The organism is Tsuneonella mangrovi, assembly GCF_002269345.1.
GTDB lineage: Bacteria > Pseudomonadota > Alphaproteobacteria > Sphingomonadales > Sphingomonadaceae > Tsuneonella > Tsuneonella mangrovi.
The window spans coordinates 286,298-312,457 of sequence record NZ_CP022889.1 but is presented as its reverse complement, the minus strand read 5'-3'; the positions used below and the strand labels follow the sequence as shown (position 1 = coordinate 312,457).

Below are 26,160 nucleotides of genomic sequence, written 5' to 3'. Positions count from 1 at the left end.
CCGTCGATGAATTGGAACATAAGTGGAACATATGAGTCGTTCCACTATCTCCTCGCACGATCTCGTGCCCGCCAGCGAACTCGCCGCGATCTCCGGCTGTGCGCCTGTATGGCAACCGGGTTTGGCGCCTGCCTGCCACAGTGAGATATTCGCCCCCGGACGGGAAGCGAGCGGGGCCGCAGTGGCGCTGGCGCTGGCCGGCGATGCCTTGCGCAGTGCCCGCCCGGGTGAGACCGACGAAGCCGAGGACCGGCGCGCGATCCTGTGGGTGCAGGACCGGGCGGCCTTGCGGCTCGGCGGGCGCCCTTATCGCCCCGGGTTACCACGGGCATTCCAGCACCGGCTGCTCCATGTCGTGGCCGAGAAGCCGCAGGACGCACTGTTCGCGCTCGAGGAAGGGCTGCGCTGCCGCGAGCTCGCAGCGGTGATCGGGGAACTTGCCGGGGCGCCGCGCGCGCTCGATTTCACCGCTTCGCGCCGCCTCAGCCTTGCTGCGGAAAAGCACGGCGTGCCGCTATGGCTGGTGCGGCTCGATGCTCCGCACGATCTTTCCTCGGCGCGCCTGCGCTGGAGCGTGCGCTCCGCTCCGTCCGCCCCGCCGCGCTGGAACGGTCAGGCACCCGGCACTCCCCAATGGCACACCGAGCTGTTCCGCGCGCGTGCCCATCCTCCCGGCGAATGGACCTTGCGCGATGACGGATACCGTCTCGCCGCCCGGCGCATCGCCGCCAGCCACTCCGCCGCGCCGGATCCTCTCGGCCTGGCTGCACCAGCTGGCGGTCGATCGCTGGCGGCTGTCTGAAGGCTGCGCACCGGGGGAGGGGGCGGACGCCGCTCCGCTGGCGCTCATCACCGATACCGCGCACGGCCCGCGCATCCACGCCGCCAACCGCGCCGGGATCGCCACCGGGGCGCAGGCAGGCGCGATGCTGGCCGATGTCCGCGCGCTGTGCCCCGACATTGCCGTGCGGCCGAGTGATCCGGCGGGAGACCTCAAATTCCTCGAACACATCGCACTGTGGGCACGGCGCTGGGGACCGTGGTCGGCGCTCGACGCCCCCGATGCGGTGCTGGTCGACGTAACCGCCGTCGCGCACCTGTTCGGCGGGGAAGCCAAGCTGCTGGCCGATGCGCACGATCGCTTTATCCGACGCGGGCTGGCCGTCCGCCTGGCTATCGCCCCGACCGCCGGGGCGGCCTGGGCGCTGTCGCACTACGGGCCGGAGCGTGCGATCCTTGCCCCGGATGACGATGCCGCAGCGCGACTGGCGGACCTGCCGGTGGCGGCGTTACGGCTCGACGGCGATGTCCTGCTGGTGCTGCGCCGCCTTGGGCTCAAGCGCCTGGGCGACTTGACCGAGCGGTTCGGCGAGCCGCGTGGGCGCGACGCACTCCAGCGCCGGTTCCGCAACCGCAAGTCGCCTGCCGCCAATCCGCTGATCCGTCTCGACCAGTTGCTCGGGTGCGTACCCGAACCGCTTCTGCCCGTGCTTCCGCAGCAGGTCCCGCTGGTCCAGCGCCGCCTGATGGAGCCGATCCGCCATCGCAGCCTGCTCGATACCGTGCTGGGCGACCTTGCCGCGGACATGGCCCGCGCGCTGGAGGGCAGCGGGCAGGGCGCGCGACGGCTCGAACTGGGCCTGTGGCGGGTCGATGGCGAAGTGATCGTGCGGCAGGTCGAACTTGCCGCCGCGACCCGCGACCCGGCGCATATCGCGCAACTGTTCGCCGAGCGGCTGGACGATGTCGATGCGGGCTTCGGGATCGAGACGGTGCGGCTGCGCGCCAGCTGGGCCGAACCGCTCGCACTGATGCAGCGCGATTTCGAAGCGGCGGCAGAAGCGCATGGCACCAGCCTTGCTGCATTTGTCGACCGGCTGACGGTGCGGCTTGGCCCCAAGGCGGTACGCCGTCCGGTGCTCCACGCAAGCCACGTGCCCGAACGCGCGCAGCGCTGGCAGGAAGCGCTCGCGCCTGAGCCACCGAGCCAAGGGGAGCTGGCGTTCCACGCGCGCCCGCTCAAGCTGCTCGACCGGGCGGAGAGGATCGCGGTGCTCTACGCCACGCCCGACGGTTATCCCAAGGCGTTTCGCTGGCGCGGCGCGGTGCACGAAGTGGTGCGGGTCGAGGGGCCCGAGCGGATCGCGCCCGAGTGGTGGCGCGAACGCGGCGGGGCGCGGCTGCGCGACTATTACCGGATCGAGGACGACGCGGGGCGGCGCTACTGGATCTACCGCCAGGGAATCATCGGTGACGGGCGCGGCGGAATGCCCGACTGGTACTTGCAGGGCCTATGCGCGTGAGCGGTGATGGTCAGTCTTCGGACACCAGCGAGGAACGCCGCGAACGTTTCTGGCCGAGCGGGATGTTACCGAAATGGGCGACCGGGCCATCCTGGAATTCGACCGCCTCGATCGTCGCTTCGACCACCTCCATCGGGATGTCGCGTTCGAAACGCACACCGCAGCTGGCCTGGCTGGCCCAGATCACCTTGGCGAAATACTCGTAGCCATCCCAACACAGCAGGCACGAGGCCCCTTCCACGGGAGGGTTCTGTCCGTCGAAGCGCGCGCCCGCCTCCGACAGGTCGGTGAGGCGCCCGAACCGGTCTCCCCCGGCGAGTTTTATTCTTGCAGCCCGGTCAACCGAATAACGCCGGACAGCCCGCCGGTCCGCTTGATCGGCAAGGCGATTGGTTTGGAAAAATGCCACGAAGCATACCCCCAACGAGACGAACCACCTGCTTGCCGCACAGTGGTTAAGCCTCGATTGTATCTCAGGGTAACCGATGCGTTAGGCATAGGCTGATTCCTGCGTTCGCTGTCGAGGAAGGGCTAGCCGATCTATCGACCGGAACATATATAGAACAAATGCCCGAATCCCCGCTGACACCCGACAAGCGCCGGATCGATCTCGATCCCGATGATGTCGCGCCGCCGCCACGCGCGCCGTTCGTCGAACTCGGGCTGGTGAGCTGCTTCAGCTTCCTGCGCGGGGCATCGGACGCGGTCGACCTGGCGATGACCGCCCGCGCACTGGGTTACGACGCGATCGGGATCGCCGATGCGAACTCGCTGGCGGGCGTGGTGCGGATCCATAGCGAAGCGAAGACGCTGAAGCTGAAGCCGGTCATCGGCTGCCGCATCGAAACGGTCGAGGGGCTGGCATTCCTCGCCTATCCCGCCGACCGCGCCGGCTATGGCCGCCTGTGCCGCCTGATTTCCGCCGGACGGATGACCACGCTCGGCGGTGAATGGCAGGCCAAGGGCGTGTGCGAGATCGACCTGGCGATGCTGGCGAGCCACAGCGAAGGGGTGCAGCTGGTCCTGCTGCCACCAGGGGACTTGGAAACGGAGCTTACGATTACGGTCGAGAGCAACGTGGTCCCGCTCGATGATCCCCAAGCATCCGGCGAAGCGGGCAGGCAGGTTCCTTTCACCGGCAATCTGGCCACCATCGTGCCCCATCTCGGCAAGCAGCTCCCCACATTGCGCCATATTGCCGCCAGCTACCTCTACAGCGGTGACGATATCGCCCGGATCGACCGGCTCGATGCGCTGGCGCAGGCGCATGGGTTGTCGTTGCTCGCCACCAACGATGTGCATTACCACGCGCCCGATCGGCGTCCGTTGCAGGACGTGATGACCGCGATCCGGCACAAGACCACGGTTGCCAAGGCCGGCCACCTGTTGTTCGGCAATGCCGAGCGACACCTCAAGTCGCCGCAACAGATGGTCGAGCTGTTTGCCCGCTGGCCGTACGCAATCGCTGCGGCGCGCGAAGTGGCCGATGCCTGCCGCTTCACGCTCGACGAACTGCGCTACGAATACCCGCGCGAGATTTACCCTGGCGGCATGACGCCCCAACAATACCTCGAGCGTTCGACCTGGCAGGGCGCCGACGGTCGCTATCCCTCAGGCGTCCCCGAAAGCGTCCGCACCACATTGGAGCGCGAGTTGGCGCTGATCGAGAAGCTCGACCTTGCGCGCTATTTCCTCACCATCAAGGACATCGTCGACTATGCGCGCGGGGTCGATCCGCCGATCCTGTGCCAGGGGCGGGGCAGCGCAGCCAATTCGGCAGTGTGCTACTGTCTCGGCATCACCAGCGTCGATCCGGCCAAGCACGCGCTGCTGTTCGACCGGTTCATCTCCGAAGAACGCAAGGAACCACCCGATATCGATGTCGATTTCGAGCACGAACGACGCGAAGAAGTGATCCAACACATCTACCGCAGCTATGGACGCGAGCGGGCGGGGCTGTGCGCTACGGTGATCCACTACCGTCCGCGCATGGCGATCCGCGAGGTCGGCAAGGCGATGGGCCTGTCAGAAGACGTGACCAGCGCGCTGGCCCGCACGGTATGGGGCAACTACGGGCAGGAAGTGGCCGAAAAACATGCCCGCGAAATCGGCCTCGACCTTTCCGATCCGCATTTGCGACGTGTACTTAAACTCACCGAGCAGATGATTGGAATGCCGCGCCATTTGTCGCAGCACGTCGGCGGGTTCATCCTCACCGACGGGCCACTGACCGAAACCGTGCCGATCGGCAACGGGGCGATGCCCGATCGCAGCTTCATCGAGTGGGACAAGGATGACATCGACGCGCTCGGCATCCTCAAGGTCGACGTGCTCGCGCTGGGGATGCTGACCTGTATCAGGAAGTGCCTCGACCTGCTTGAAAACCATCATGAAAGGCGGCTCGAACTCGCCACCGTCCCGCGCGAGGATCCGGAGACCTACGCGATGCTCCGCAAGGCGGATTCGCTCGGTGTGTTCCAGGTCGAAAGCCGGGCGCAAATGAACATGCTGCCGCGCCTGCGCCCGCGCGAGTTCTACGATCTCGTGATCCAGGTCGCGATCGTCCGCCCCGGGCCGATCCAGGGCGACATGGTCCACCCCTATCTCAAGCGCCGCCGCGGAGCGGAGCAGTTAGTGATCCCTGCGCCTGCGCCACGGTACGGCCCGCCCGATGAACTCTCGAGTATCCTCGAACGCACGTTGGGGGTGCCGATCTTCCAGGAACAGGCGATGAAGATCGCGCTCGACGCGGCCAAGTTCTCCAGTGCGGAGGCCAACCGGCTACGTAAGGCGATGGCCACCTTCCGCAGCCGTGGGATGGTGGAGGAATTGCAAGACATGATGGTCGGGCGGATGGTCGCGCGCGGCTACGATCCCGACTTCGCACAGCGCTGCTTCAACCAGATCAAGGGATTCGGTGAATACGGCTTCCCCGAAAGCCACGCGGCCAGTTTCGCGCACCTCGTCTATGTGTCGAGCTGGCTCAAATGCCATTTCCCCGCCGCGTTCGCCTGCGCGCTGCTCAATTCGCAACCGATGGGGTTCTACGCCCCCGCGCAGATCGTGCGCGACGCGCGCGAGCACGGCGTGGCGGTGCTGGCGGTCGATGTAAATGCGAGCGAGTGGGACTGTACGCTGGAAGGGGACGGCGGGTCACAGGCCGGGAAGGGCGACAGCGGTCGTTTGGACCGCGACATCGGCCTGCGGCTCGGCTTCCGGCAGGTCGACGGACTGCCCGAGCATATCGCCGCCCGCTTGGTGGCGGAGCGCGAGGCACATGGCCCCTACCGCGATGTCGCCGAATTGCGCGATCGGGCAGGGCTGTCGCCTGCGCATGTCGAGCGGCTCGCGAGCGCCGACTGTTTCGGATCGCTCGGCCTGCCACGGAGACAGGCGTTGTGGGATGCGCGCAGCCTGGTAGCGGGCCGTGGCCTGCCGCTGTTCGCCCATGCCGCTGCGCGCGAGGAAGGGGCCGAGATCACGCCCATCGCGCTCCCCCGGATGCCGCTCAGCGAAGAGGTCGTTGCCGACTACCAGACCACCCGGATCAGCCTGAAGGCGCACCCGCTGGCGTTCCTGCGCGCGAGTCTGGCCGAGCGCGGTTTCGTGCGCGCCTGCGACCTGCGTGCGCGCAAGTACCGCTCGATGGTACAGGTGGCGGGTGTCGTGCTGATACGCCAGCGGCCGGGCAGCGCCAAAGGCGTGTGCTTCATTACGCTGGAAGACGAGACCGGGGTCATCAACCTCGTCGTATGGCCCGATCTCAAGGAAAGACAGCGCAAGGTCGTGATGGGCGCGCGGCTGATGGAGGTGCGCGGACGGGTCGAATACGACGACGAGGTGATCCACGTCATCGCCCACCACATGAACGATGCCAGCGCAGACCTGCTGCGCTTGTCCGACGACGAACTACGCCCCGCGATCGCCCGCGCCGACCATGTCGCCAGTCCGCTCCAGCAAAGGAAGCCTCCGCCACTCAAAGGTGATCCGGTCGAACCGTGGGAGCCGCCCGGCCCGGGCAACCGCGAGTGCGGCTATCACGGGCCTGCGGGGGGCGGGCACCCGCGCAACGTGCGGATCATCCCGCGGATACTTCCGCCCTCGCGCGATTTCCACTAGCGGGCAGCCGATGATCGACCCCGAGCGCCTTGCAGCCTTCCTGTTCGTGACCAGCGCGACGAGTATCGTGCCGGGGCCATCGATGCTGTTCGTAATGAGCCAGTCGATCTGGCGCGGCGGGAAATCGGGCGCGGCGGCACTCGCCGGAATGCAGCTCGGCTATGTCGGGTGGTGGACGCTTGCCGCGCTGGGGCTCGGCACGCTAGCTGCCGCATACCCGCTGGCATTCGACCTGCTGACGATCGCTGGGGCGCTCTATCTCGCCTGGCTCGGCGTCGCGGCGATCCGCCATTCCTTCCATGCCGGGGAAGAACATGCAGAAGTTCCGGCCAAAGCATCGCGCCATGCATTCACCGACGGGATTCTCGTAGCGATCAGCAACCCCAAATCGCTGGTTTACATGGTCGCGGTGATCCCGCCGTTTATCGATGCAAACGCCCCAGTCGTGCCGCAGATCGCACTGCTTGCAGTTGTCGCGCTCGCCGCCGATATCGCCGTCGGCACGGCCTATATCCAGGCCGGCCGCCGCTTGGCGCGCTTCATGGAGCGCGCCGCAACGCGCCGCTGGATCGATCGCGGGACAGGGATGGTGTTCCTGGCGATCGCGGCAACCGTGCTGGCGGAATCCCTGATCGCCTGACACGGCTGAAGACTTACTTCAGTCGGCTTGCGTTGCCTTGCCCGACAGGCCACAACAGGGCCGGGATCAAGGGAAGGGAGAATTCCGCGGCATGACTGCAGCGCAAACCGGGCTGTTCCGCCCGCTCACGGAAAACCCGTTCATGCGGCTGGCCACGGTCATCGTATTCTACATCTTCGAAGGCGTGCCGATGGGCCTGTTCTACGTGGCGGTTCCGGCATACATGGCCAGCAAGGGTGCAGGCACGGCGGAAATCGCAACGGTCGTCAGCGCCTTCGCGCTTCCGTGGACCCTCAAGCTGGTCAACGGCTTCCTGATGGACCGCTGGACGTACCTGCCGATGGGTCGGCGCAGGATCTGGATCATCGGCGCCCAGTCGACGATGGCACTCAGCCTCCTGCTCGGTGCTATCGCCGATCCTGGAGGCACGGACGTGTTCCTGATCTCCATGCTGGCATTTGTCCTCAGCATGGCAACGACATTCCAGGACGTTTCGATCGATAGCCTCGTGGTCGATATCATGACCGAGGAAGAGCAAGCGAAAGCCGGCGGATTCATGTTTGGTTCGCAGATGGCAGGAGTCTCGCTCGCCACCGTGACCGGCGGCTACCTGCTGCAGAACTTCGGCACCGGCATCACCTTCATGATTGCCGCGGCATTCCTGATGATCGGCGTAGGATTTGCAGTCTCATTGAGGGAGCGCCCGGGAGAAAAGCGGTTCCCGTGGACCGCTGGACAGGCTCACCAGCGCAATCTGGACATCAAGATCGATGCCTGGTTGCCGCTCCTCAAACAGAGCTTCAAGGCGATGACGGCTCCGGCCAGCCTGATTATCGTGCCGTTCCTGCTCGTGCGCAGCATCCCGGCAGGAATTTACGACGTTTTCAATCCGGTGCTGGCTACGCAATACGTCGGCCTTACCACCTCGCAATACACCAACATCACATTCTTCAGCAGCCTGGCCTCGGGCATCGCCGGCTTCTTCGTTGGTGGTTGGTTGACCACGAAGCTCGGCAAGCGGCGCGTCTTGACGCTGATGTATGCGCTTACCGGGGCGTTGGTGATCGGGGCGGGGCTGCTCCCGATGTACTGGACCAACCCCGCAATCCTCTATGCGCTCGTCTGGGGTATCGACATGTTCGGCATTTTTGTCGCCATCGCGATGATCCCGATCGCCATGCAGGTTTGCTCGCCGGCAGTCGCTGCGACCCAGTTCACGATCTACATGGCGTTGGCGAACTTTGGCCGTCCGATAGGAGCGTGGATCGTCGCGACAGCCAACGCGATCGACACAGAGCTGATCTTCTTCACCATCGGCCCGATCATGCTGGCGGCATCGATCGGTACGATGTTCCTCAGACCCGGAGAAGCGTCTGCCGAAGTCGAACGGCTTACCGCGCACGGAGCCGGCGCGGCCCCTGCCGAAAACTGATCAGGCGGCCTCTATCGAGTAACCCGCTCCGCGCACCGTGCGCACCGGATCCTTGCCCTCGGTGGTCTCGATTGCCTTGCGCAGGCGGCGGATATGGACGTCGACGGTGCGCAATTCGATATCGCTGCCGGTTCCCCAAACCCCGTCGAGCAACTGGTTGCGGCTGAACACACGCCCCGGGCTTTCCATCAGGAACTTGAGCAAGCGATACTCGGTAGGCCCAAGCTGGAGCGCCTGTCCCTTGCGTTCGACACGGTGTGCGACCGGATCGAGCGTCAGGTCGCCGACCGTGATCGATTCGCCAGCAAGGGCAGGGCGGATTCGCCGCATCACCGCTGCCACGCGGGCAAGCAATTCACGCGGGGAGAACGGCTTGGTCAGGTAGTCGTCCGCACCGGTTTCGAGCCCGCGGATACGGTCATCCTCCGCCTCGCGCGCGGTCAGCATGATGATCGGGACATGCGCGGTGTTCTTGTCGCGCCGCAAACGCCGACAGACCTCGATCCCGCTGGTCCCTTCGATCATCCAGTCGAGGATGACGAGGTCGGGCACTTCTTCGGTGGCGAGCTCAAGTGCTTCGTCACCGTCCGGTGTGCCACGTACGTCGTAGCCTTCGTTACGAAAACGGTATTCGAGCAGCTCGAGGAGTGCTGGATCGTCCTCGACGAGAAGCAGCTTGGCAGCGGTCATGGCTTCGGGTTTCCCTTTCACCGCCGCTTCACACCAAGAGTGTTACGGTTTCACGACACGAATGTGTCAGGAACCGGTGTTGTGCAGCGGCTCGCCGTCATCGTCCGCGGGGTAGAGCCCGGTGGCCGCAAAGTGGACCATCTCCGCAACGTTGGTCGCATGATCGCCGATCCGTTCGATATTGCGGGCCACGAACAGCAATTGCGCCGCAGTCGAAATGGTCGAAGGATTCTCGACCATATGACTGACAAGGTTGCGGAATATCGATTCGTAGAAGTTATCGACCTTGGTATCCGCAATGATCACTTCGCGGGCCAGTTCGGGATCGCGCGCAGCATAGGCTGTCAGCACATCGTGGACCATTTCGGCGGCGAGTTCGCCCATCGCCGGGAGCAGCGTGAGGGGATCGAATTTCTTGCGGTTTTCGATCTTGCGCCCGGCGCGTGCGATCGCCTTCGAATAGTCGCCGATCCGTTCGACCACGCCGGCAATCTTCAACGCAGCGATCACTTCGCGCAAATCGTCCGCCATCGGCGCGCGCAGCGCGATGATCCGCACCGCGAGCTTGTCGACTTCGGATTCGAGCGCATCGATCCGCTTGTCGCCCTTGATGACGCGTTCGGCCAGGTCGTCGTCACCCTTGACCAGCGCATCCATCGCGTCGGTCACGGCTGCTTCCGCCAACCCGCCCATTTCCGCAATCAGCCCACGGAGGCGCGTAATGTCCTCATCGAAGGCCTTGACCGTATGTTCTGCGCCCACTGGCATATCGTTCAGCAACTGCTCCTGATCCCTTCCGGTATGCTTGCCCTGATAGCGGGCTACCGGAAATTTTGCTTACTCTAGCATTTTTACAGCCCGGCAACAGTGCATAGATTGGATTGCCTGAAAGAGCGCATCAATAGCTCAATCGGCAAGATCGGGCTCTTCAACCAGCTCGGTAATGCGCACGGTGACGGTTGTGCCAATGCCTACCTTGCTCGCGATATCAAGCCTTCCGCGATGACGTTCGACGATATGCTTGACGATCGCGAGCCCCAAACCCGTGCCGCCCGACGCCCGGCTACGGCCAGGGTCGGTACGATAGAAACGGCGGGTCAGGTGCGGCAAGTGTTCGGCGGGAATCCCTTCGCCGGAATCAGCGATGGATAGCCGCACTTCACCTGAAACCGACCGCGACAGGTTCACCTTCACAGGATCGTCGCCGGAACCGTATTTGAGCGCGTTGTCGACCAGGTTGCGGACCAGCTGCTCCAACTGGAGCTGATCGCCGCGAATCGCGATACCCGGTGCGCATTCGATTGCCAGCTTGTCGAGCCGATCAGGTCCGGCAGCGTCCCTGGCAGCGCGCGGCACCAGCTCGCCCAGATTGATCCGGGCAGAAGGTTGCTCGTGCTTCTCCGCTTCCACACGCGACAGCGACATGAGGTCCGAAACGAGGCTCTGCAGCCGGTGCGCCTCGCGCAGGATCGTATCGTAAAACCGATTGGCCGTCGCTTCGTCTGCCCCGCCGTCGGCCAGAGTCTCGACGTAACCGATGATCGAGGCAATCGGCGTGCGCAACTCGTGGCTCGCATTGGCGACGAAATCGGTGTGCGCCCGGCTGATATCGGCTTCGGACGTCCGGTTGATAAGCTCGATCATCGCCGAATCGCCATCCATCGGCTGGCGACTGATCCGCCAGATGTCGCGGCGGCGGGAGAGCCCCTTCACGGTAGTGCTGCCTGCTTCGGCCTTGTCGATCAACGCGATCGCTTCGGGTTGCCGCAGAGCGACGCGCACGTCCTGGCCGACGATATGACCGCCCAGGACCTCGCGCGCAGCCTCGTTGGCAATGGTAATGCGGTTGCGATCGGTAAGCAGCAACGGCGTGCCCGAATGTTCTATCAACTCGCTCAGGTTTGACCGGCTGATGCTCCCGCGCTCCTGCCGAGACGGGGCAGGTGGTGACTGAGAAAGGACCATTACTACCAGCGACCCGGCCCAAGCGACGAACAGGACTATGCCGAGTACAAGCGATCGCGCGGCAATCGCTGCGATGCCGCTGCCGAGCAAAGCCACAAGAATTCCGAACCAGGGAATGCGGAAGCCATCGTCCATGGTATCCACGGTTAGCCATCGCTTGTGCGAAGTGCCAGTGCCCGATCCCTAAACCGGTTGATGATCGCATTGAAGGCTGGTGACCCCTACGGGAATCGAACCCGTGTTTCAGCCGTGAGAGGGCCGCGTCCTGACCGCTAGACGAAGGGGCCGTGCCATTGGGATGGCAGGGCTTCCGGTGGTGACCCCAACGGGAATCGAACCCGTGTTTCAGCCGTGAAAGGGCCGCGTCCTAACCGCTAGACGATGGGGCCACGTCCGGAAGCGTGGCGGCGCACTTAGGGGGGCATTCGGGTGCGGTCAAGCCTCGTGGCGAAGTCACCCTCTCGACGAGTGGCAGACCGCTTGCAATTTGTTGCCATCGGGGTCGCGAACGTAGGCCCCGTAGTACGCCGGATGGTAGTGCGGCCTCAGGCCGGGCGGGCCCTCGTCTCTGCCGCCATTTGCCAATGCCGCGATGTAAAACGCATCGACCGTCGCCCGGTTGCGAACGATATAGGCAACGTGGACGCCGTTTCCCGACTTCGCCGCCTGACCATCGAATGCCGGACCGACGAAGGTCTTGGGTCCGGTCGATTCGCCGAACGCAATTCCTTTATCGTGTTCGAAAAGGATAGGGTGCCCGAGCACTTCCATAACCGCGATCCAGAACGGGCGAGCGGCAGGCCAGTCATTGTACGTGACTGAACATCGTTTGCCCCTCAGTCCGCCCAGGCAGCATCCTCGAGATGCAACTCGGCCGCGGGGCGGGAGCCCCAATCATCGATCTTCGCGCGCCCGGCGAGCCACAGGCGCCGCCCGCGTGCGCCGTGAAGCAGGGCAGTGCCGAGCGGGGTCTCCGCCGCGCGAAACGCAATCGCCTTGAAGCTGCCGCCGTCCTGACCTGCGGCGATCAACCGCACGTGGTCGGTGCCAACGACATCTGCCTTGACCAGCCTCACCGGGCCGACGGCCACGCGCGGCCCCGGCCAGCCAACTCCGAACGGCCCTGCGCTGTCGAGCGTTTCAACCAGCTCCGGTGTCAGTCCTCCCGGGGCAAGGGCAACATCGAGGTCCATCACTTCGCTCTCATTCGCACGTGCCACTGCTTCGCCCAGGCGCGCATCGAGCCAGTCCGCGAGAGCATTGACCTTGTCGCTCTCCACTGTGAGACCCGCCGCCATCGCATGCCCGCCGCCAGCGACCAGCAAACCGGCTTCGCGCGCTGCGATGATCGCAGCACCGAGATCGACCCCGCTGATCGAGCGCCCGGAACCCTTGCCTATTTCCCCATCGAGCGCGATCACCAGCGAGGGCTTGCCGGTCTTTTCCTTGATCCGCCCTGCGACGATCCCGATCACGCCGGGGTGCCACCCTTTGCCGGAGAGCACCGTCACCGCGCGGTTGTGCTGACCATCCAGCTGGGCTTCCGCCTGGGCCTGCACTTCGGCTTCGATCGCCCGTCGCTCCTCGTTGAGGGCGGAAAGTTGCGCGGCAATCGCGGTGGCCTCGTCCGGATCCTCGGTCGTCAGCAGGCGCACCCCCAGCGTCGATTCGCCGACCCGGCCACCGGCATTGATCCGCGGGCCAAGCGCAAACCCAAGGTCGCTGCACTGCGGGCTGCGCTTGAGGCGGCTCGCGTCAATCAACGCCGCCATCCCAGTGTTGGCTCGCCGGGCCATGACTTTCAGGCCCTGGGCAACGAATGCCCTGTTCAGCCCCTTGATCTGCGCCACGTCGGCGACTGTGCCGAGTGCAACGAGATCGAGCAGCCCCATCAGGTCCGGCTCTTCGCGATCATCGAAGAATTCGCGGCCACGCAGCGTGCGAACCAGCGCCACCGCCAACAGGAACGCAACTCCGACAGCGGCGAGATGCCCATGCGTTGCGCCTTCTTCACCTTCGTCGAGGCGGTTGGGATTGACCAGCGCGGCAGCGCAAGGGAGCTCATGCGCGCACTTGTGGTGATCCACCACGATTACATCGACCCCGGCATTGCGCGCCTGCTCGAGCGCATCGAACGCCATCGCTCCGCAATCTACAGTGACGATCAGGCTGGAGCCTTCCTCCGCCAGTTTGACGAGCGCTTCTCCGCTCGGTCCGTACCCTTCGAGCAGTCGGTCGGGGATATAGTAGCGCGCCTCGTGCCCCAGCATCCGCAGCAGCCGCACGAGCAGCGCCGCGCTGGTAGCACCGTCGACGTCGTAATCACCGTAGATGGTCACCGCTTCACCGGTCAGCACCGCCTGCGCGATGCGCTCTGCCGCAGCATCCATGTCGCGGAAGATCGACGGGTCCGGCAGGAATTCGCGCAGTGTAGGGCTGCGGTGGCGATCCAAGTCTTCCCTCGCAACCCCACGCGAGAGCAGCAACTGGGTCACCAGGTCGTCGAGCGAACCGACTGCATCGCCCAGATCCATATTGCCTCCTCGCCAGTGCCACGCACGGCCAGCCAATGACGAGGTGACTCCGAAAACGGGGGATAGTGCACGCGAGGCCATTCGCGGATCATAGCCCTGATCGCTGACCCGCGCCAAGTTCCGGGCGTTGACAATCGACGGTGGGTAATGGTTTGCCGGCGGTCTCATGGCCGCACCGCTCCTCATTGTTTGGCACAGCCGCACCGGCGCAGCCCGTGCGCTCGCAGAGGCCGCCGCCGACGGAGCGGGAGAGTATGCCCAAATCGTCCCCGCGTCCGCTGTCCAGCCCGAGCACCTGCTGGACGCTCGAGGCTATCTGTTCGTGTGCCCCGAAAACCTCGCGACGATGAGCGGCGAAATGAAAGAGATGTTCGACCGGTGCTATTACCCGGTGCTCGGAAAGATCGAGGGAAGGGCCTACGCGACGATCATCGCGGCGGGGTCCGACGGAGAGGGCGCACAGCGCCAGGTCGACCGGATCGCAACCGGTTGGCGGTTGCGACGGGTGGCGGAACCGGTGATCGTCAATACCGCCGCGCAGACGCAGGAAGAAATCCTTGCGCCCAAGCGGATCGACACACCGCAATTGCGCGCGGCGAGCGCGCTAGGGCAAGCGCTTGGCCAAGGTCTTGATTCGGGAGTGTTCTGAAAAGAATCTCCGAATTGGACAGAAAAATTGCATCGGGACTCGACGAATGTCTTGATTCGCGGCAACAAATAACTGCGTTTGATCTGCGATCGGGGGGTCGTGTCATTACAACCGACAATCAATCCGGCAGAACAATACACGCGAGCGATTTTTTCCTGCTGTTCGACGAAGGACAGCGCCCGAGCCTTCGCGAACTTCAGGACGCAGTCGATAGAATCGAGCGGCTGGTCGTCTCGCACGTGGGTGAATCGAATGCATCCGAAGGCGGCTCGCAATTCCTCGAGTTGCTTCGCGACGGACTGACGTATGATGTCCACGGGCTTGCACCTGGTCCCGCCGTGGCTACGCCTGCGTTCAGGCACCGTTTCGGCATCGACGAGGGAGTGATCTGGCCGAAGGCCGGCGCCATCACCGTTTCGCCCGGACCGCATCTGGCGGCTGGCGCGCGCAGCATGCCCGTTATCCGAACCCTGGCGAGCATCGTCGTGTCGCTTTCGCGCGAATTCGAGGGATTGCTCGCCGTCGGCTGGAAGCCGGCGATGAGCCTGATCGGCATCGAGTTTTTCCGCTCGACCGTTTCCGCGTGGCTCGACGGGGGCGCGTTTCCGGCGCTCGGCCTGACCGCGCTGTTGCAGGCACCCGACGGAGGAATGCACTCGGAGGGGCTTGCCTTCTTCACCGGTCAGGAGCTTCGCCTCGAACCGGAACTGGCCGACGACCGAACGCAGGCCTCCCAGCTCGCGATCCGCCTGATAAACCAGCTCGTACTGCACGGTCGGGTCGACCGGGAACAGCGGCTCACGGGGCCTGATGGGCATCCGCTGGTTCTCACGCCTTCTGCCAATCGCCGATTCGTCAGGGTTCGGCGGGGATGAGCAACTCCCGGGGCCGCCATGCAGCGAACCACCCTGCGCGTGCGCGCCTTCCGTTCCGCAAAGTTAACCGGCCAGACGGCCCGGGCTACGATCCCGCGCTCCAACGTCACCACCTGCTGCCGCGCCAGGTCCTGCTGCGAAGATGTTTCGGGCGGATGTTCGAAGTCCTCGGACACCGCGCGACCGGGTTCAACGACTTTCGCCGGAACGGGTTGTTGCTTCCTTCTCGCAGAGAGGCAGCCATTCGGCTTGGCCTACCGATGCACCGCGGCCCGCACCGCGCCTACAACGCGATGGTGCTCGAGCGGGTTGGGCAAATCGAAGAGCGGTGGGCTGCGCACGAAACGCGTGACGATGTCACCGCTGGCGAAGAAGCGCTCATGCGGCTCGCGCTGCTCCAGCGGGCGCTGCGACGCCGCTTGCTCGATCCTCCGGGTGAACCGATCAAACTAAACAGCAAGGATCCGGTCGGAACAGGCTTCGACTTCGCCGAGCTCGATGCAATGGCCGAGGGCCTGTGGAGCGGGACTCAGAGCATCTTTTCGGACAGCTCTTCCTTTGCTCGCTGATACTCGGCGTGCAGTCGCGCGACACGGTCGCTGACGCTGTCCACCGCTTCGACCATTCCGACGCCCTGGCCCGAGCCCCAGATATCCTTCCAGGCCTTGGCCTTGGTGTTGCCGCCAGAACCGAAATTCATCTTGCTCGGATCGCTTTCGGGCAGGTTGTCCGGATCGAGACCGGCATTGACGATCGAGCTGCGCAGGTAGTTGCCATGAACGCCCGTGAACAGGTTGGAATAAACGATGTCGGCGGCGCGGGATTCGACAATCGACTGCTTGTAGGCCGGATCCGCGTTGGCTTCCTTCGTCGCGATCCACGGCGAGCCGATGTAGGCAAAATCGGCCCCCATCGCTTGTGCAGCGAGAATCGAACGGCCGTGCGCAATCGATCCCGACAGCGCCACTGGACCTTCAAACCAGGTGCGGATTTCCTGCATCAACGCAAACGGCGATTGTGTCCCGGCATGACCACCCGCACCGGCAGCAACCGGGATCAACCCGGTCGCGCCCTTTTCGATCGCCTTCCGGGCGAACCGTTCGTTGATCACGTCATGCAGCGTGATGCCGCCCCATCCACTGACTGCGTTGAACACGTCCTCCCGCGCTCCAAGCGAAGTGATTACCATCGGCACTTGCCACTTTTCGCAGACCTGCATGTCCTCATCGAGACGGTTGTTCGACTTGTGGACGATTTGGTTGACGGCGAATGGCGCCGCGGGGCTATCGGGATTGTCGCGGTTGTGCGCCGCCAGTTCTTCCGTGATTTGGTGGAGCCATTCGTCGAGTACGCCCGAAGGCCTTGCATTGAGCGCCGGGAATGACCCTACAATCCCCGCCTTGCACTGCGCGATCACAAGTTCCGGTCCGGAAATGATGAACAGCGGCGATCCGATCACCGGCAGGCGCAGGCGGTCGAACGGGGCGGGAAGGGCCATGCAAAAACTCCGTTGCAGTTAGAAACCCGTATCGCCTAGCGGGCGACTGGCGCGATGTCGAGGGTCCGACGGTCAGCTTGCTCCTAGCAAATTCTCCAGGCGGTAAACCTTCGCTGCAGTACCGGCGTAGAGCTGGTGTTTTTCCTCGTCAGAGGCTCCTGTGGTGATGCGCTTGAAGGCATTCCACAACGCCGGGTAGCTCGCGCCCCAGCGATCGACCGGATAGTTGCTCTCGAACATCGCCCGGGCAGGGCCGAACGCCTCGATGCAGGTTTCGATGTAAGGCCGCCACATCTCGGCCAGCTTCCCTGAGCCGATCCCAGCTGCCGGCCCCTCTTCAGGCATCATGCAGAACGCCATCGCCAGCCCACCCAGTTTGACCGAGACATTCGGGCATTCGCCCAGCGCCTGGATCGAGTTCCGCCAACGAGCGAAATGCTCACCCAGCGTGCCATTGTAGGGGCCAATATTGAGCGGGGTGCCACAGTGGTCGAGCACAATGGTCTGCTCGGGGAAGGCGCGCGCGAGGTCGAGTACATCACCTAATTGCGGCTCGAGCACCCAGGCATCGAAAGTCAGCCCGCGCTTGCCCAGTTCGGCAAACCCCTCCCGGAATTTCGCGTCGAGATAGAGCCCTTCGGGATGGTGGAACGGCGGGCCAAGCGTCGCCGGATCAGCGTCCCATGCAGCCGCATGCCTTATTCCGACGAAGCGTTGCGAGGCGGCTTGCAACGCATCGAGCACCTCGCCTGCCTTTGCCCCCAGCGTCAGGTCAGCGTGCCCGACGATCGAGGCGCACGGGCGATAATCGCCATACAGACCGCTCGCGCCTTGGGCGGCGACGCCATTGACGAATTCGACTTCGCCGACCGGCTTCAGCGCATCACCGCGTGATGAGTCATAGAAAGCGCCGCATTCCATGAACACGGTCCCGATCACGTTGTGGCCCGAATGAGTATCGGCGTAGAGCGCGTCGAACGTATAGTAAGCGGCGTCGACCAATGCCGCGACAAACGGGTGGAGTGGTTCCGGAAACGCCCCCACAAGCGGTCGCAAGTCCCACAAATGGTGGTGCGGATCGATGATCGGCAGGTCGGGTTCGAGGATCTCTTCAGCCATCAGGTTCTCCCGTGTTTTGCCGAGACATGGAACACAAGGAACACGGTCCTGCAACAAGCATTCGCCACTCGATCCGGCGAATGAATGCGGAGACTGTCAAATTCCGAGAACGTGAAGCGAGACGTACTCCGCATCACCTTCGACCCAGCTGTCGTGCGGCACGTCTGTAATATGGAACACTAAGCCCGGTAGCAGATCGAGGCGCTGCCCGTCTTCGTACAGCACCACACCGTGACCGGCGATCGCCACGCCGGTGTGCGGGGCGTGGCAGAGAGCCGTTCCCGCTGCAGCAGCATTGTGCAGCGACCACTTCCACCCAGGCTGGTACGTCGCCCTTCCGATCGATATTCCCGCTACTTTGATGATTTCGAATCGTCCGAGCTCGAACTCCCGAAGCTCGTCCGGTTCGTCGAATGACTTCAGCAATGTTTCGTAATTCATGGCCAAACTCCCGCCCGGAGCATCGATTTGCGGCCCTTAGTGTGAGAGCTTGAGGATGCCACGTCGCCGAATGCACGGCAAGCCAAGGTGACTCCGAAATGTTGGTCGACTCAGCCTAGACCAGCCCCTCGAGCACCTGGTCGGGCGGGCGATGTCCGTCGGCCCAGAAGCGGATGTTGGCAATGACCTTCTCGCCGGCTTCCTCGCGCCCCTCGATTGTCGCGCTTCCGATATGCGGTTGGGCGATTATGTTAGGTAGGGCGACAATTCGCGGATCGACCTGCGGCTCGTCCGGGAAAACGTCGAGCCCCGCGCCACCGAGATGGCCTTGCTCGAGCGCAACGATCAGCGCTTCGTAATCGACAAGGTCGGCCCGCGCGGTGTTGATCAACGCCGCGCCGGGTTTCATCAGCGCAATCCTGCGGGCATCGATCAGGCCACGCGTTGCCCCGCTCGACGGGCAGTGCAGGGTAACAATGTCCGACTGGGCCAGCAGTTCGTCGAGATCGCCGACGTATTCGGCCCCGAACATTGCCTCGACCGCTTGTGGCAAGCGGTGGCGGTTGTGGTAGCGGATTTTGAGCCCGAACGCGCGGGCGCGGAACGCCACCGCCTGGCCGATGCGGCCCATCCCGACGATCCCGAGCACCTTGTCGCCCAGCTTGCGTCCCAACATCGCCGATGGCGCCCAACCGGTCCATGCATTGCGCCGGATCAGCGATGTCCCTTCGCGAAGGCGCCGGGGCACGCCGATAATCAGCGCCAGCGTCAGGTCGGCGGTATCGTCCGTGAACACGCCTGGGGTGTTAGTCACGATGATCTTGCGTGCCCGGGCGGCGGCGAGGTCGATGTGATCGACCCCCGCTCCGAAGCTCGCAATCAGGCCGAGTTGGTCGCCCGCCTGCGCGATCAAGTCAGCATCGATCCGGTCGGTCACGGTCGGCACCAGCACGTCCGCGGTCTGCACCGCAGCGATGAGTTCTTCCCGCGTCAGCGGGCGATCGTCCTGGTTGAGCGTCGCATCGAACAACTCGCGCATCCGCGCCTCGACAGTGGGAAGCAGTTGGCGCGTCACCACAACCTTGGGCGTGGTCGTGCGGCGCGGAGAAGGAGAGTCGCTCATCTGGAATACGGGCTAAGGGTTGCAGGGCGGCGCGGTCAAGCCGCAGAAGCATCGCGGTTCTTGAAACAGGCATGCAGGGCGCTGTATTAAACTGCCAATGCGTACCGCCTCCGCCTTTCTCGCTATCGCCGTCGCCGCATCGATCGGCGTTTTGGCGATGCATTCGCCCGGGACGGCGCAGGAAAGCGAGACGCCCTACTGGGCGACGATCCGCACGACCAAGCTCAACATGCGTGCAGGACCGGGACGCGATTATCCGATCACGTGGGTCTACAAACGCAAGGGACTGCCGCTGAAGGTGGTGCGCGTCCACGAAGGGTGGCGACTGGTCCGCGATCCTGATGGGGACGAAGGCTGGATGACCGCCAACTTGCTCAGCCGCGAACGTGGGGCGTTGGTGATCGGGCAGGGTCTTGCTCCGATGCGCGATGCGCCAACCGAATCAGGCAGGCTCAAGTGGAACCTCGAACCCGGCGTTGTCGGAAAACTGGGCGAGTGCGAAGCGGGCTGGTGCACCTTCGAGGTCACCGGGCATTCGGGCTATGTCAGCAAGGCCCGCTTATGGGGCGCGAGCGTCCCCTGAGACCAGTCATGCGCTGAGATCACTCAGGCGCAGACGGCATTCGGGATAATGCAACGAAAAAGGGCGGCCCCGAAGGACCGCCCTCTCGTCTGATCGACCTTGGTCGACCGGATCCAGTGCTTACTTCGCAGCGTCCGAAGCGGCATCCGAAGCAGCCGGAGCCGCAGCCGAAGCGGTGTCGGAAGCCATGGCCGACGCCGTGTCGGAAGCGGCCGGAGCCGGAGCTTCTTCCTTGTGCGAGCAAGCGGAAAGGGCAGCGGCAGCCGCGGCGATAAAGATAAGCTTCTTCATTAGATGTTGCACTCCATGGAAAGGGATGGCCCGAATACCCTTGTTACACCTGCGTTACAAAGGAAATTTTTCAGACGTGCCAAACGATTGGAAAGATTAAGGCAATTCTACGGCAATCGCGGTGGCTTCGCCGCCGCCGATGCACAGACTCGCAATTCCGCGCTTCAAACCCTTGTGTTTGAGGGCGTTAAGCAGCGTCACGAGGATTCGCGTTCCGCTCGCCCCGATCGGGTGGCCGAGCGCGGTAGCACCGCCGTTCACGTTGATCTTTTCGTGCGGGATCCCGAGGTCGTGCATCGCGAACATCGCAACGCACGCAAAAGCTTCGTTGACTTCGAACAGGTCGACATCGTCGAGCGACCAGCCGGCCTTGTCGAGCACCTTGTTGATTGCGCCGACCGGAGCGGTTGTGAAATCCTTCGGCTCTTGCGCGTGAGCTGCCATCGCCACGATCTTCGCGACCGGCGCAAGCCCCTTGTCATTCGCCACGCTTTCGCGGGTCAAGACGACCGCGGCTGCCCCATCGCTGATCGAGCTCGAAGTCGCCGCCGTGATCGTGCCGTCTTTGGCGAATGCCGGGCGCAGCGTACGGATCTTGTCGGGGTTGCCCTTTGGCGGCTGCTCGTCGGTGTCGACGGTCACTTCACCCTTGCGGGTTGCGAAGGTAACCGGGACGACTTCATCCGCAAAGGCACCTGAATTGATCGCTTCGTTCGCGCGGCGCAGCGATTCGACCGCGTAATCGTCCTGCGTATCGCGGGTCAGCTGGTATTCGTTCGCGGTGTCCTGTGCGAACGTGCCCATCGCCCGGCCTGCGTCGTAGGCGTCCTCCAGCCCGTCGAGGAACATGTGGTCGTAGGCCATGTCATGGCCGATCCGGGCACCCGAGCGGTGCTTCTTGAGCAGGTACGGCGCATTGGTCATGCTTTCCATCCCGCCAGCGATCGCAACGTCCATCGTCCCGCTGGCGAGGCCTTCGCTCGCCATAATGACGGTCTGCATTCCGCTGCCGCAGACCTTGTTGACGGTTGTCGCTTCGACCGACTTAGGCAGGCCGGCCTTCAGCGCGGCCTGTCGCGCCGGTGCCTGACCGAGGCCGGCGGGCAGCACGCAGCCCATGTAGATGCGCTCGACATCCTCGCCCGCAACGCCAGCGCGTTCAACCGCCGCCTTCACAGCGGTTGCGCCAAGATCGGTGGCGGCAACATCGGCAAGAGCGCCTTGCATCCCGCCCATTGGAGTGCGCGCATAAGAGAGGATGACCACGGGGTCGTTTGCGGAGAAGGTAGCCATTGCTCGAACCTTTCGGGTTGATCGTTCGCATGGCGACTTAATGCTGCATTGCGGCAAAGGCAATCAAGCGAAGTCGCGTGCTTGCAAAGCACCGCTTTATGCCCGACATTCCGTGGCAAACCAAAATCCGAGCAGGAGAGTCTCATGGCCGAAGATCGTACCGCCGAACTCGAAGCGATGCTGGAAAAGCAGCGCAGCGCATTCACGGCCTCCCGTCCGGAGCAACTCTCCGCCCGCAAGGACCGCATCGAGCGAGCGATGGCGCTGCTCAAGGACCATGGCGAGGAACTGTGCCGGGCCATGAACGTCGACTTCGGCAACCGCAGCCCGATGCAGTCGATGATCACCGACATCGCCGGCACAGTGAACTTCGGCAAGTATTGCCTCAAGAACATGGACAAGTGGTCGCGCCCTGAAAAACGCAAGGTGACATTCCCGCTCGGCTTGCTCGGTGCCAAGGCCGAAGTCCGCTACGAGCCGAAGGGCGTGATCGGCATCCTCGCGCCGTGGAATTTCCCGGTAAACCTCTCGTTCAACCCGCTGATGCAGGCGTTCGCCGCGGGCAACCGCGCGATGATCAAGCCGAGCGAATTTACCGAGCGGACCTCCGACCTGATGGCGGAACTGGTCGCCAAGTATTTCGACCCGAGTGAATGCGTGGTCGTTACCGGTGGGCCCGAGGTCGCCCATGCATTTTCCTCACTCCCGTTCGACCACCTCGTGTTCACCGGTTCGACTGCCACGGGTCGCAAGGTGATGGAGGCTGCTGCAAAGAACCTCGTGCCGGTCACGCTCGAGCTGGGCGGAAAATCGCCCGTGTTCCTTGGCCGCAGCGCCGACATCGCCAAGGCCGGGGAACGGATCGCGCTCGGCAAGATGATGAATGCGGGCCAGATCTGCCTCGCGCCCGACTATATGTATGTGCCCGAGGACATGGAAGAGGGTGCCGTCGCCGCCGTCCAGCTTGGTGTGCACAACATGTACCCGAAGCTGCGCGACAACGAGGACTATGCTTCGATCGTCAGCGACCGCCATTTCGAGCGACTCCAGGGCCTCGTCGCCGATGCGAAGGACAAGGGAGCGGAAGTCATCGAGGTCAATCCGGGCGACGAAGACTTCTCGGCCACCAACATCCGCAAGATGCCGCTGACCATTCTCCGGAATGTGACCGACGACATGGCAGCGATGCAGGAGGAGATTTTCGGTCCCGTCCTGCCGGTGAAGACCTACAAGCAGGTCACCGAGGCGATCGACTACGTCAACGAACACGATCGCCCGCTCGGCCTTTACTACTTCGGCGAAGATGCCGGCGAGCGAGAGCAGGTCCTGACCCGAACGATTTCCGGCGGGGTGACGGTGAACGACGTGATCTTCCACGTGTCGATGGACGACCTGCCGTTCGGCGGTGTGGGACCATCCGGCATCGGCTCGTATCACGGGGTCGAAGGCTTCCGCGAATTCAGCCACGCACGCAGCGTTTACACCCAGCCCAAGATCGATATCGCCAAGCTCGGCGGGTTCAAGCCGCCCTATGGCGCTGCGACCGAGAAGGCTGTGAAGACGATGATGAAGTAGGATAAGCGTTGCACAGGGATAACGCGGATTTTTTGCACCCGCGAACCCTTGCACCACGGGAGAGCGCAGCCTAGAGGCGGGCACAATCCAGTGCCCCCAAAGGGAATCATTTGTGGTCGATCTCAGCCAATACCTGCCGATCCTGATCTTCCTCGCTATCGCTCTCGGGCTGTCTGCCCTGTTCGTGTTCCTGCCGATGGGCGTGGCGCGGCTGACCGGTGCGCATAACCCGACGACCGACAAGCTCAGCGAATACGAGTGCGGCTTTCCTGCGTTCGAGGATCCGCGCAGCCAGTTCGACGTGCGTTTCTACCTCGTTGCGATCCTGTTCATCGTGTTCGACCTCGAGGCGGCCTTCCTGTTCCCGTGGGCGGTCAGCCTGGACGTGACCAAGTGGCCAGGCTGGGTGACGATGATGGTGTTCCTGTTCGAACTTGCCGTGGGCCTCGCTTACGCGTGGAAGAAGGGAGCTCTCGAATGGGAGTGAACGAAGGCCTTCCCGCCGCCGCACAACCGGGCGAGGTCCGTACGCCGGACCAGGACTATTTCCGTGCGCTCCAAGCCGAGGTGAACGACAAGGGTTTCCTCGTCACTTCGACCGAGGAGCTGTTCCAGTGGGCGCGCACCGGCAGCCTGTGGTGGATGACCTTTGGCCTCGCATGCTGCGCGGTCGAGATGATCCACGTGAACATGCCGCGCTATGACATGGAGCGGTTCGGCGTGGCCCCGCGCGCATCCCCACGCCAGAGCGACGTGATGATCGTCGCGGGCACGCTGTGCAACAAGATGGCCCCGGCACTGCGCAAGGTTTACGACCAGATGTCGGAGCCGAAGTACGTCATATCGATGGGCAGCTGCGCCAACGGCGGCGGGTATTACCATTACAGCTATTCCGTCGTGCGTGGCTGCGACCGGATCGTGCCGGTCGATATCTACGTCCCCGGCTGCCCGCCGACGGCCGAAGCGCTGCTCTACGGCGTGATGCAGCTCCAGCGGAAAATCCGGCGGGAAGGAACCATCGAGCGCTGACATGGCAACCGTAGTCCACTCCGCACCCAAGTTTGCGTCGAACGAGGGCGTGCTCGACACGCTGACCGCCGCGCTGGGCGACATGGTCGTCTCGGCCAAGGAAGCGCACGGCGAGATCGTGCTGACCATCGCCCGCGACCGGATCGAGGACGCGCTGCGCTGCTTGCGCGACGAACACGACTACCAGCAACTGATGGAGATGGCCGGGGTCGATTTCCCCGATCGGGCCGAGCGGTTCGAAGTCGTCTACATGCTGCTCTCGGTCACCAAGAACCACCGCCTGCTCGCGAAAGTCTCCGCCAGCGAAGCGACGCCGGTGCCCACCGTCACGACGCTGTGGCCCAACGCCGGGTGGCTCGAACGCGAAGTATTCGACATGTACGGCGTGGTGTTCGCGGGTAACCCGGACTTGCGCCGTATCCTCACCGACTACGGCTTCGAAGGGCATCCCTTCCGCAAGGACTTCCCGCTCACCGGCTATGTCGAGCTGCGCTATTCCGAAGAAGAGAAGCGCGTGGTCTACGAACCGGTCGAGCTGCCGCAAGACTTGCGCCAGTTCGATTTCATGAGCCCGTGGGAAGGCGCGGAATACGTGCTTCCGGGTGACGAAAAGGCCGCCGAAGAGACCAAGGGGGGAGACGATACATGAGCATGCAGCTCGAACAGTCGCCCACCACTGGCGACGAGGTCATCACCAACTACACGATCAACTTCGGGCCCCAGCACCCGGCAGCGCATGGCGTGCTGCGGATGGTTATGGAGCTCGACGGCGAGATCATCGAGCGGATCGATCCGCATGTCGGCCTGCTCCATCGCGGCACCGAAAAGCTGATCGAAAACAAGACCTACCTGCAGGCGCTGCCGTACTTCGACCGGCTCGATTATTGCAGCCCGCTGGGGATGGAGCACAGCTACGTCCTCGCGATCGAGAAGCTCTTGAACCTCGAAGTGCCGCTACGCGCGCAATACCTGCGGGTGCTGTTCGCCGAGCTGACCCGCATCTGCAACCACATGCTCAACATCGGCAGCCACGTGATGGACGTCGGCGCGATGACCCCGAACCTGTGGGTGTTCGAGATCCGCGAGGACTGCCTCAATTTCTTCGAGCGAGCGGCTGGCGCGCGGATGCACATGGCGTGGTATCGCCCCGGCGGGGTGCACCAGGACGTGCCGCTCAAGCTGCTGACCGATATCGGCGACTGGCTCGACACGCGGCTTCCGCGGCTGTTCGAAGACGCGATGAGCCTCGTTATCGACAACCGCATCTTCAAGCAGCGCAACGTCGATATCGCACATGTCAGCAAGGAAGACGCGCTGGCGTGGGGCTTCTCCGGCCCGATGATCCGTGCGGCGGGCATTCCGTGGGACTTGCGCAAGAGCCAGCCCTACGACGTCTACGACCGGATGGATTTCGAAATCCCCGTCGGCACCAATTCGGATTGCTACGACCGGTTCATGGTCCGCGTCGAGGAAGTGCGCCAGTCGGCAAAGATCATGAAGCAGTGCCTCGCCGAAATGCCCGAGGGCCCGATTTGCTCCGACGATCGCAAGGTTTCGCCCCCCAAGCGCGGCGAGATGAAGAGCTCGATGGAAAGCCTGATCCATCACTTCAAGCTATATACTGAGGGCTTCCACGTCCCCGCCGGCGAAGTCTACGTCGCCACCGAGAGCCCGAAGGGCGAATTCGGCGTCTATCTCGTCAGCGATGGCAGCAACAAGCCGTACCGCTGCAAGATCCGCCCCACGGCATTCAGCCACCTGCAGGCGATGGACTTCATGTCGAAGGGCCACATGCTGCCCGACGCCACCGCCATCCTCGGCGCGATCGACGTCGTGTTCGGGGAGTGTGACCGGTGAGTCTGGCACGCCGCCTAGAACTATTAATCGGCATACCCGCATGGCTTGTTGCTCTAGCGGCCTACTTTGAGGTGGTTCCTGCGAGCTTGGGCCCGATTGCCATTGGCGTATTCCTCGTGGTTTGGGCTTTCCGTTTCCTGTCTG

25 protein-coding genes, 2 tRNA genes and 1 pseudogene are annotated in these 26,160 nt (G+C 63.7%); 14 read left to right on the top strand and 14 right to left on the bottom strand.

The window, feature by feature from the left end:
• Positions 1 to 31: 31 nt before the first annotated feature.
• Positions 32 to 802, top strand: coding sequence for a recA-like protein (locus CJO11_RS01530; RefSeq protein ID WP_240504517.1), 771 nt, complete (start codon positions 32 to 34; stop codon positions 800 to 802).
• On the top strand, positions 693 to 2,303 hold the full coding sequence (locus CJO11_RS01525) for a Y-family DNA polymerase (RefSeq protein ID WP_095011128.1): 1,611 nt from the start codon (positions 693 to 695) through the stop codon (positions 2,301 to 2,303). The genes CJO11_RS01530 and CJO11_RS01525 overlap by 110 nt, the downstream gene beginning before the upstream one ends.
• 10 nt (positions 2,304 to 2,313) lie before the next feature.
• Here the strand turns inward: CJO11_RS01525 and CJO11_RS01520 are convergent, their stop codons facing one another.
• A complete protein-coding gene (locus tag CJO11_RS01520; protein WP_169829114.1) occupies positions 2,314 to 2,712 on the bottom strand; it encodes a PilZ domain-containing protein in 399 nt (132 codons plus the stop codon).
• 158 nt (positions 2,713 to 2,870) lie between these two features.
• On the opposite strand from CJO11_RS01520, the gene CJO11_RS01515 reads away from it, so the two are divergent.
• The 3 genes from CJO11_RS01515 to CJO11_RS01505 all read left to right on the top strand — a co-directional run bounded on the left by CJO11_RS01515 (position 2,871) and on the right by CJO11_RS01505 (position 8,494).
• The gene (locus CJO11_RS01515) at positions 2,871 to 6,422 is read left to right on the top strand and encodes an error-prone DNA polymerase (RefSeq protein WP_095011126.1); all 3,552 of its coding nucleotides are present in this window, start codon (positions 2,871 to 2,873) and stop codon (positions 6,420 to 6,422) included.
• Positions 6,423 to 6,432: 10 nt separating this feature from the next.
• Positions 6,433 to 7,062, top strand: a complete 630-nt coding sequence (locus CJO11_RS01510) for a LysE family translocator (RefSeq protein WP_095011125.1) — start codon at positions 6,433 to 6,435, stop codon at positions 7,060 to 7,062.
• Between the two features lie 91 nt (positions 7,063 to 7,153).
• Positions 7,154 to 8,494, top strand: coding sequence for an MFS transporter (locus CJO11_RS01505; RefSeq protein WP_095011124.1), 1,341 nt, complete (start codon positions 7,154 to 7,156; stop codon positions 8,492 to 8,494).
• Here CJO11_RS01505 and phoB read toward each other — a convergent pair whose 3' ends face one another.
• From phoB to recJ, 7 genes are all read right to left on the bottom strand, one after another.
• A complete protein-coding gene (phoB, locus tag CJO11_RS01500; RefSeq protein ID WP_095011123.1) occupies positions 8,495 to 9,184 on the bottom strand; it encodes a phosphate regulon transcriptional regulator PhoB in 690 nt (229 codons plus the stop codon).
• A gap of 66 nt (positions 9,185 to 9,250) precedes the next feature.
• The gene (gene phoU / locus CJO11_RS01495; RefSeq protein WP_095011122.1) at positions 9,251 to 9,946 is read right to left on the bottom strand and encodes a phosphate signaling complex protein PhoU; all 696 of its coding nucleotides are present in this window, start codon (positions 9,944 to 9,946) and stop codon (positions 9,251 to 9,253) included.
• 144 nt (positions 9,947 to 10,090) lie between these two features.
• A complete protein-coding gene (locus tag CJO11_RS01490) occupies positions 10,091 to 11,284 on the bottom strand; it encodes an ATP-binding protein (protein WP_095011121.1) in 1,194 nt (397 codons plus the stop codon).
• A gap of 77 nt (positions 11,285 to 11,361) precedes the next feature.
• Positions 11,362 to 11,436: transfer RNA gene (locus tag CJO11_RS01485), tRNA-Glu, on the bottom strand.
• A gap of 27 nt (positions 11,437 to 11,463) precedes the next feature.
• Positions 11,464 to 11,538, bottom strand: a tRNA-Glu gene (locus tag CJO11_RS01480).
• 64 nt (positions 11,539 to 11,602) lie between these two features.
• Positions 11,603 to 11,989, bottom strand: a complete 387-nt coding sequence (locus CJO11_RS01475; protein WP_420823156.1) for a VOC family protein — start codon at positions 11,987 to 11,989, stop codon at positions 11,603 to 11,605.
• The gene (gene recJ, locus CJO11_RS01470; protein ID WP_095011119.1) at positions 11,986 to 13,764 is read right to left on the bottom strand and encodes a single-stranded-DNA-specific exonuclease RecJ; all 1,779 of its coding nucleotides are present in this window, start codon (positions 13,762 to 13,764) and stop codon (positions 11,986 to 11,988) included. The genes CJO11_RS01475 and recJ overlap by 4 nt, the downstream gene beginning before the upstream one ends.
• 85 nt (positions 13,765 to 13,849) lie before the next feature.
• On the opposite strand from recJ, the gene CJO11_RS01465 reads away from it, so the two are divergent.
• Genes CJO11_RS01465 through CJO11_RS01455 form a run of 3 tightly spaced genes read left to right on the top strand, consistent with a single transcriptional unit; the run spans position 13,850 to position 15,776 of the window.
• Entirely contained in the window at positions 13,850 to 14,332 is a 483-nt protein-coding gene (locus tag CJO11_RS01465) for an NAD(P)H-dependent oxidoreductase (protein ID WP_095011118.1), read from the top strand.
• Positions 14,333 to 14,346: 14 nt separating this feature from the next.
• Positions 14,347 to 15,207 carry a hypothetical protein gene (locus tag CJO11_RS01460; RefSeq protein ID WP_095011117.1) on the top strand — a complete coding sequence of 287 codons (861 nt, stop codon included), beginning with the start codon at positions 14,347 to 14,349 and terminating at the stop codon, positions 15,205 to 15,207.
• Positions 15,204 to 15,776, top strand: coding sequence for an AHH domain-containing protein (locus CJO11_RS01455; protein ID WP_095011116.1), 573 nt, complete (start codon positions 15,204 to 15,206; stop codon positions 15,774 to 15,776). The genes CJO11_RS01460 and CJO11_RS01455 overlap by 4 nt, the downstream gene beginning before the upstream one ends.
• On the opposite strand, the gene CJO11_RS01450 is transcribed toward CJO11_RS01455, so the two are convergent.
• The 4 genes from CJO11_RS01450 to CJO11_RS01435 all read right to left on the bottom strand — a co-directional run bounded on the left by CJO11_RS01450 (position 15,737) and on the right by CJO11_RS01435 (position 19,388).
• Positions 15,737 to 16,705 (bottom strand): NAD(P)H-dependent flavin oxidoreductase, encoded by a 969-nt coding sequence (locus CJO11_RS01450; protein WP_095011115.1) that lies wholly within the window; start codon positions 16,703 to 16,705, stop codon positions 15,737 to 15,739. The genes CJO11_RS01455 and CJO11_RS01450 overlap by 40 nt on opposite strands.
• A 72-nt stretch (positions 16,706 to 16,777) precedes the next feature.
• Positions 16,778 to 17,824 carry an amidohydrolase family protein gene (locus tag CJO11_RS01445; RefSeq protein WP_095011114.1) on the bottom strand — a complete coding sequence of 349 codons (1,047 nt, stop codon included), beginning with the start codon at positions 17,822 to 17,824 and terminating at the stop codon, positions 16,778 to 16,780.
• 96 nt (positions 17,825 to 17,920) lie between these two features.
• On the bottom strand, positions 17,921 to 18,265 hold the full coding sequence (locus CJO11_RS01440; RefSeq protein WP_095011113.1) for a cupin domain-containing protein: 345 nt from the start codon (positions 18,263 to 18,265) through the stop codon (positions 17,921 to 17,923).
• Positions 18,266 to 18,380: 115 nt separating this feature from the next.
• Positions 18,381 to 19,388, bottom strand: coding sequence for a 2-hydroxyacid dehydrogenase (locus CJO11_RS01435; protein ID WP_095011112.1), 1,008 nt, complete (start codon positions 19,386 to 19,388; stop codon positions 18,381 to 18,383).
• Between the two features lie 97 nt (positions 19,389 to 19,485).
• On the opposite strand from CJO11_RS01435, the gene CJO11_RS01430 reads away from it, so the two are divergent.
• Positions 19,486 to 19,971 (top strand): SH3 domain-containing protein, encoded by a 486-nt coding sequence (locus tag CJO11_RS01430; protein ID WP_240504516.1) that lies wholly within the window; start codon positions 19,486 to 19,488, stop codon positions 19,969 to 19,971.
• A gap of 120 nt (positions 19,972 to 20,091) precedes the next feature.
• On the opposite strand, the gene CJO11_RS13240 is transcribed toward CJO11_RS01430, so the two are convergent.
• Entirely contained in the window at positions 20,092 to 20,262 is a 171-nt protein-coding gene (locus tag CJO11_RS13240) for a lipoprotein (protein ID WP_169829113.1), read from the bottom strand.
• 96 nt (positions 20,263 to 20,358) lie between these two features.
• Positions 20,359 to 21,555, bottom strand: coding sequence for an acetyl-CoA C-acyltransferase (locus CJO11_RS01425; protein ID WP_095011111.1), 1,197 nt, complete (start codon positions 21,553 to 21,555; stop codon positions 20,359 to 20,361).
• A 144-nt stretch (positions 21,556 to 21,699) separates the two neighbouring features.
• Between CJO11_RS01425 and CJO11_RS01420 the strand changes: the two genes are divergently transcribed.
• The 5 genes and pseudogenes from CJO11_RS01420 (at position 21,700) to CJO11_RS01400 (ending at position 26,016) form a co-directional block, all read left to right on the top strand.
• Positions 21,700 to 23,130 carry a coniferyl aldehyde dehydrogenase gene (locus CJO11_RS01420; RefSeq protein ID WP_095011110.1) on the top strand — a complete coding sequence of 477 codons (1,431 nt, stop codon included), beginning with the start codon at positions 21,700 to 21,702 and terminating at the stop codon, positions 23,128 to 23,130.
• A gap of 112 nt (positions 23,131 to 23,242) precedes the next feature.
• Positions 23,243 to 23,617: an NADH-quinone oxidoreductase subunit A gene (gene ndhC, locus CJO11_RS01415; RefSeq protein WP_095011109.1), complete on the top strand. Its 375-nt coding sequence runs from the start codon at positions 23,243 to 23,245 to the stop codon at positions 23,615 to 23,617.
• On the top strand, positions 23,608 to 24,159 hold the full coding sequence (locus tag CJO11_RS01410; RefSeq protein ID WP_095011108.1) for a NuoB/complex I 20 kDa subunit family protein: 552 nt from the start codon (positions 23,608 to 23,610) through the stop codon (positions 24,157 to 24,159). The genes ndhC and CJO11_RS01410 overlap by 10 nt, the downstream gene beginning before the upstream one ends.
• A gap of 1 nt (position 24,160) precedes the next feature.
• Positions 24,161 to 24,775 (top strand): annotated as a pseudogene (locus CJO11_RS01405) (NADH-quinone oxidoreductase subunit C); the annotation flags it as partial.
• Between the two features lie 29 nt (positions 24,776 to 24,804).
• Positions 24,805 to 26,016: an NADH-quinone oxidoreductase subunit D gene (locus CJO11_RS01400; RefSeq protein ID WP_095011106.1), complete on the top strand. Its 1,212-nt coding sequence runs from the start codon at positions 24,805 to 24,807 to the stop codon at positions 26,014 to 26,016.
• The last annotated feature ends 144 nt before the right edge of the window (positions 26,017 to 26,160 follow it).